Genomic DNA, 5096 nt, shown 5'->3' with positions numbered 1-5096 from the left:
TTCTGGCCTGCCTGGATGCCTATCCGGCGGCCGGCGTGACCCCGGCCTTCGAGCGAGTGGAACGCCCGGGTGCGACGGTGACCGACATAGCGGCGTTTCTGGAGCATCAGATCGCGGCTGCCGAGGCGATCGGTTTGCCAGGGCCGGGGTGTTTTTACGCCAACACCATGACCGAAGTGGCGCCCCACGATCCGGAGGTCGCCGAACGCATCGAGCGACATCACGAGCGCCTGAAACAGGGGTTTCTCCAGGCGCTTCGTCACTCGGCCTCGGCGGATATCAGCGAGGCCGAGCTCGTCCGCGTCGCCGAACTGCTCGTCGTGTCCGCTCAGGGGCTGTGGTCCGCTTCGCGCGCGGTAACCGATGCCGCCGTGCTGCGCCGCGCGGCGGACACACTCATCCAGCTCGTCCAGCGGAGGATTGGTTCATGACAGGGAAGTCCGTACCCAAGGCGTTCTGGTGGGCGCTGCTGATCAACGCCGTGTGGATCAACGTCTCCGAGGTGTTTCGCTATTTCGCGTTCGTCATGCCGATGATGCGCGAGGCGTTTCCGGCCGAAGCCGGCGTCGCACCCATGAGCCTGCCGATCTTCCTGGCCTGGGGGGGCTGGGACACCGTCCTGCTGCTGGTAGTCACCGGATTCGGCTGGCTGTTTCTGGAGCGTTTCGGCGACACGCTCCGCAACGCGCTGATGGCGGCCACCTGCCTGTGGGCGGCCGTGTTCGTCCTGCTCTGGCTTGCGCTTTACAACATGAATCTGGCGACGTCGGCGGTCATTGCCGTGGCGCTGCCGCTGGCGTGGGTCGAGCAGGCCGTCGCGATGCTGATCGTCCGGCGCTGTCGCGTGCGGGCGAATGCGCCCTCCTTGGCAGTGACGGTCTAGATGCGAAGACGCTTTCCCAAGTACAGCTCGTCCTTCGGCTCGCCATCAACGCGGATGCTGCTCCGGCGTCGCCTGGAGGACATCCGCCAATCTGCGTCTCGCTGGGGCGTACTCAAGCATTTCGCCTGACGATCATGGACTGAGCGGACTCCGTCCGCGGCGATCGCCTCGCCCCGCTGCGAGTGGATCTGTAGTGGGAACCTGCCGGCGCGGAGCCCGCGACAACCGGCCCGTTCACGCTCGACCTTTACGCATTCTTCACCGTATGCTCCATCCGCCTGAGTTAATCGATCGGTAAGGAACTGCGCGGATGGCGACTAAGCACTCGGAGTATCTGGGTACGGCGCGAGAAATTGCGCTCAGTCTGGTGCGTGAACAGGCCGATCAGATCTACGCCGACCGGATCTGGCCGGAACGAAGCATCCGTGAACTCCAGCGTGCCGGTCTGGGCGGGCTTGCGGTTCCGACGGAGCTGGGTGGTCTGGGCGGCGGCGCCAGTGCCTTGGCGGAAATCTGCGAGGTGCTGGGCGAGCAATGCGCGTCCACGGCGATCTGCTTCGGCATGCACTGCGTCGGATCGGCGGTGATTGCCGCGCATGCGACGCCGGCGCAGCAGAGCGAGCTGCTGGAACCGATTTGCGAAGGCGAGCACATCACGACGCTCGCGTTGTCCGAGCCTGGAACAGGCGCCCATTTCTATCTGCCGCAGACGCAGATTCTCGCCGACGACAACGGTTATGTGCTGAACGGGCGCAAGACCTTCGTGACCAACGGTAACCATGCCGAATCCTATGTGTTGTCCGGTGTCTCCGCCGCGGATGGCCTGTCGTTCTCCTGCGCAGTCGCGCCCCAGGGCTCGCCGGGGATGACCTGGTCCGGGGCATGGACCGGGATGGGCATGCGGGGCAACTCTTCATTGCAACTCTCGCTCGACAATGTCGCGATCCCGCGCAGTCATCTTCTCGGGAATGAAGGCGACCAGATCTGGTACGTCTTCCATGTGGTCGCGCCGTACTTCCTGATGGCGATGTCCGGCGTCTATCTCGGCATCGCGCAGGCGGCCTTCAATGCGGCGCGTGAGCACGTCACCCGTCGAGCCTATGCGCACACCGGCGCGTTGCTGGCGGACACGGCGGTACTCCAGCATCGCATCGGCCAGCTGTGGGGTGAGCTGGAAAAGACACGGCAGCTCGTCCACGCCGCCGCGAAGAAATTCGATGTCGGCACGGAGGACGCACTGCTGGCGGTCATGGCCGCCAAGGCCGAGGTCGCGGACTGCGTGGTCAAGACCGTCAACGAGGCGATGACGCTTTGTGGAGGCATGGCCTATCGCGATGCCGGTCCGCTGGAACGCTATCTGCACGACGCCCGGGCCGCGCATGTCATGGCGCCGACCACGGACACGCTGCGAACCTGGATCGGGCGCGCGGCGCTGGATCTTCCCTTGCTGGGGGATTGAGGCCATGCCGGAGATCGCCGCACTCGACGTCGAGCCCGCCTTCATGACCCGCATCCGGGAGTCCGGACAGGGGCTCGAATGCACCGAGATCCGGGGCGATGCGGGCTCCGCGCCGGATCAGTATCTCAAGGACGACACCTGTGCCGTCCTGGTCGGCCCGACCCTGGCCGATCCGTTGCCGCTGCTGATCTCGCTGGGCAGCCGCGATCGTGACATGCCGGTTCTGGTGCTCAGGCGCGGCGATGATCTCCGGGAGCTGAAAACCCGGTTGCGGTTCGCGCCGGGCATTGGTCGTCAGGTGCGCATCTGGGACGAGGCGGAATTTGAAGACGCCATTCCCATGATCCATGCGTTTGCGATGCGCAAGACGACGCAGGAGGCGCTCAGCCGTGGTCTTGCGGCGGCCGCCGCCAGGCCGGAACCCGGCAAGCCCGAGTATCAGCTGGACGAGGTGTTGAACAACGCCCCGATCGGTATCGCGGTGCTCAACACGCGGGCCGAGATCATGGCCATCAACAAATCGTCGGAAAGTTTGCTGGGATGGTCGCGGCGTGGCGTCAAGGATCGCAAGCTCGCCGAGCGGTTCGGTCCGCAGCAGCGCGAACTGATCAACGACATGGTGTCGCGTTGCCTCGCGGGGGATGCGATTGCCGGTCCGCATCAGTTCGAGTTGCGTCATGTCGTGCGGCGCGAGCCGATGCTGATTCAGATGTCCGTCGGAAGAATCGGCGAGTTCGGAGGGGTTTCCGGCTGTGCCGTGTATCTGGACGACGTCACCGATCTCGTTCAGGCGCAGGGGGATCTGGAGAGCGCCCGAATGCGTCTGGAAGAGAAGGTCGCGGCAAGAACGCGGGCCATGAGCTTGATCAAGGAGCGGCTTGAGCAGCGGGGCGAGGAGCTGGAGCGCTCGAACGACGAACTCAAGCGCGCCAAGGCGGAGCTGGAGCAGATGACGGTCCGGGATGGGCTGACGAATCTTTACAACCGCCGTTACCTGGACCTGCGGCTGCCCGAGGAATGCCGCCGCATGCAGCGCATGAAATCACCGATCGCGGTGCTGATGATCGATGTCGACCACTTCAAGTCTTACAACGATGCTCTGGGTCACATGGAGGGTGATATCTGCCTCTCCCACGTGGCGGACATCATCTCAGCGGCATGCAGGCGCAGTGGCGAGTTCGCGGCCCGCTACGGTGGTGAGGAATTCTGCGTAATCCTGCCGGGGTCAGGGGTGGATGATGCGCTGGGCATCGCCAACCGGATCGTCGAGCAGTTCGCCGAGTACGGGCTTCCCCATCCGACTCAGGAGCATGTCACGGTGAGCATCGGCGTCGAAGTGGCGACCGGTCCCGAGGTGCCCGCCGCCGCGGAGCTGCTTCGTCGTGCGGATCGCGCGCTGTACAGCTCCAAGACGGCCGGACGGAATCGCGCCACCCTCTACACCGCCGGCTAGCGGATCCGTCGACGCGACGGCCGGGTCAGGCGTCGCCGCTGTACGGGGAGGGGCTGTAGCGCTCCATCAGCGTTTCCGGGTTCCGTGGCGATGTGAAGCCGAACTGCGCGTAGAGCCCATGCGCATCGGACGTTGCCAGCATGAACCGGCGCAGCCCCTGCAGCTTCGGGTGCGTGGTCACCGCCTCCATGAGCTGCTTGCCAAGCCCCTGGCCACGGTGCTCCGGTAGCACGAACACGTCGACGAGATTGGCGAAGGTCGCGTAATCGGAGATCACCCTGGCAAACGCGACCTGCCCGCCCTCCAGGTAGCCGCCGAAACACAGCGAATTCCTGATCGATCTGCGCACCGTCTCCAGCGGAATGCCTCGGGCCCAGTAGGACCGCTCCGACAGAAAGCGGTGAATCAGCGGGATATCAAGCTCGGCTTGATCACAGGAAATATGCACTGTCGTCATCCGTCGAGATGCGTGCCATCGCCAGATCGGCGGCGTTCAGGCGCGCAGCATAGCCGTGATGGCGCCCCGCGCGCTCGGAGCGCGGGGCGCGAACGCTCATGTGGTCATTCGCGGGATTGCGATGTCTCGCGGCCGACCGCGGTTGGTTGTCTCAACGCCTTCCAGGCGATGGCGGCGGAGATGATCATGATCAGCAGCACGCCCACATAGAACAGGAAGAAGGCGGCCTGGTTGGTGGCCGGCCCGCCGAATGCCAGCCCGCGGCTGTCCGGGAACAGCGGGTCCAGCGACGAGGCGATGACGAATGTCCAGGCGACGATGATCAGTCCCAGCCCGATCCGTCGCAGCCCGAGCGGTGAAAACGGCATCACCGGCAGCAACGCGGCGGCCAGCCATAGGCCGAATCCGTTGAGAATGCCTTCCATGTGGGCCATGCGCCACGCATCGTAGGTGCCGGGCAGTTGCAGGTCGATGGCGCCGGGAATCGGCCACAGGACGATCTTTCCGAGCAGGAAGAACAGAAAGCCGAAGCCGATGACGCCGCCGACGAAGATCAGCAGCGCGCCGTGTCCGACGAGCTGGCGGCGAATGCCCAGAAGCGGGTCTTCCGAATTCATGCGGCTTTCTCCTCGGGGAAGGGAACGGGTATTTCGGGGTGGTGGGTGTCGAGCAGCGGCACGCCTTGCCCGTCGACGCGCGCGTACCCGCGTATCCATGCAATCACCCAGTCCGGGTCGCGTTCGTGGCGCGGATCGTGTCCGGGCAGCGCCGCGCGCAGCAGGTAAGGGCCGACGTGGCGGACGAACCACCACAGCCTTCGCGCGAGTCCGATGCGCGACCGGAG

Annotated in this window: 9 protein-coding genes; 5 read left to right on the top strand and 4 right to left on the bottom strand. The window is 65.1% G+C overall.

Annotated elements, in window-relative coordinates:
* From ABNS06_RS14180 to ABNS06_RS14160, 5 genes are all read left to right on the top strand, one after another.
* Positions 1 to 431: hypothetical protein (locus ABNS06_RS14180; protein ID WP_348675248.1), on the top strand; the 431-nt coding region annotated here is incomplete at its 5' end.
* A complete protein-coding gene (locus ABNS06_RS14175) occupies positions 428 to 883 on the top strand; it encodes a hypothetical protein (RefSeq protein WP_348675247.1) in 456 nt (151 codons plus the stop codon). The genes ABNS06_RS14180 and ABNS06_RS14175, both read left to right, overlap by 4 nt.
* Positions 884 to 1012 carry a hypothetical protein gene (locus ABNS06_RS14170; protein ID WP_348675246.1) on the top strand — a complete coding sequence of 43 codons (129 nt, stop codon included), beginning with the start codon at positions 884 to 886 and terminating at the stop codon, positions 1010 to 1012.
* 181 nt (positions 1013 to 1193) lie between these two features.
* A complete protein-coding gene (locus tag ABNS06_RS14165) occupies positions 1194 to 2342 on the top strand; it encodes an acyl-CoA dehydrogenase family protein (protein WP_348675245.1) in 1149 nt (382 codons plus the stop codon).
* Positions 2343 to 2346: 4 nt separating this feature from the next.
* Positions 2347 to 3795, top strand: coding sequence for a sensor domain-containing diguanylate cyclase (locus tag ABNS06_RS14160; protein ID WP_348675244.1), 1449 nt, complete (start codon positions 2347 to 2349; stop codon positions 3793 to 3795).
* Positions 3796 to 3820: 25 nt separating this feature from the next.
* Here ABNS06_RS14160 and ABNS06_RS14155 read toward each other — a convergent pair whose 3' ends face one another.
* The 4 genes from ABNS06_RS14155 to ABNS06_RS14140 all read right to left on the bottom strand — a co-directional run.
* Positions 3821 to 4243: a GNAT family N-acetyltransferase gene (locus tag ABNS06_RS14155; RefSeq protein WP_348675243.1), complete on the bottom strand. Its 423-nt coding sequence runs from the start codon at positions 4241 to 4243 to the stop codon at positions 3821 to 3823.
* Entirely contained in the window at positions 4227 to 4352 is a 126-nt protein-coding gene (locus tag ABNS06_RS14150) for a hypothetical protein (protein ID WP_348675242.1), read from the bottom strand. Before ABNS06_RS14150 ends, ABNS06_RS14155 begins: the two co-directional genes overlap by 17 nt.
* 4 nt (positions 4353 to 4356) lie before the next feature.
* On the bottom strand, positions 4357 to 4869 hold the full coding sequence (locus ABNS06_RS14145) for a hypothetical protein (RefSeq protein ID WP_348675241.1): 513 nt from the start codon (positions 4867 to 4869) through the stop codon (positions 4357 to 4359).
* A partial coding sequence (locus tag ABNS06_RS14140) for a hypothetical protein (protein WP_348675240.1) occupies positions 4866 to 5096 on the bottom strand: 231 nt, incomplete at its 5' end. The genes ABNS06_RS14140 and ABNS06_RS14145, both read right to left, overlap by 4 nt.

The sequence above is a fragment of the uncultured Abyssibacter sp. genome (assembly GCF_964000955.1).
GTDB lineage: Bacteria > Pseudomonadota > Gammaproteobacteria > Nevskiales > OUC007 > Abyssibacter.
Note: the sequence above shows the minus strand (reverse complement) of the source record. Positions and strands in the feature narration are given on the sequence as shown.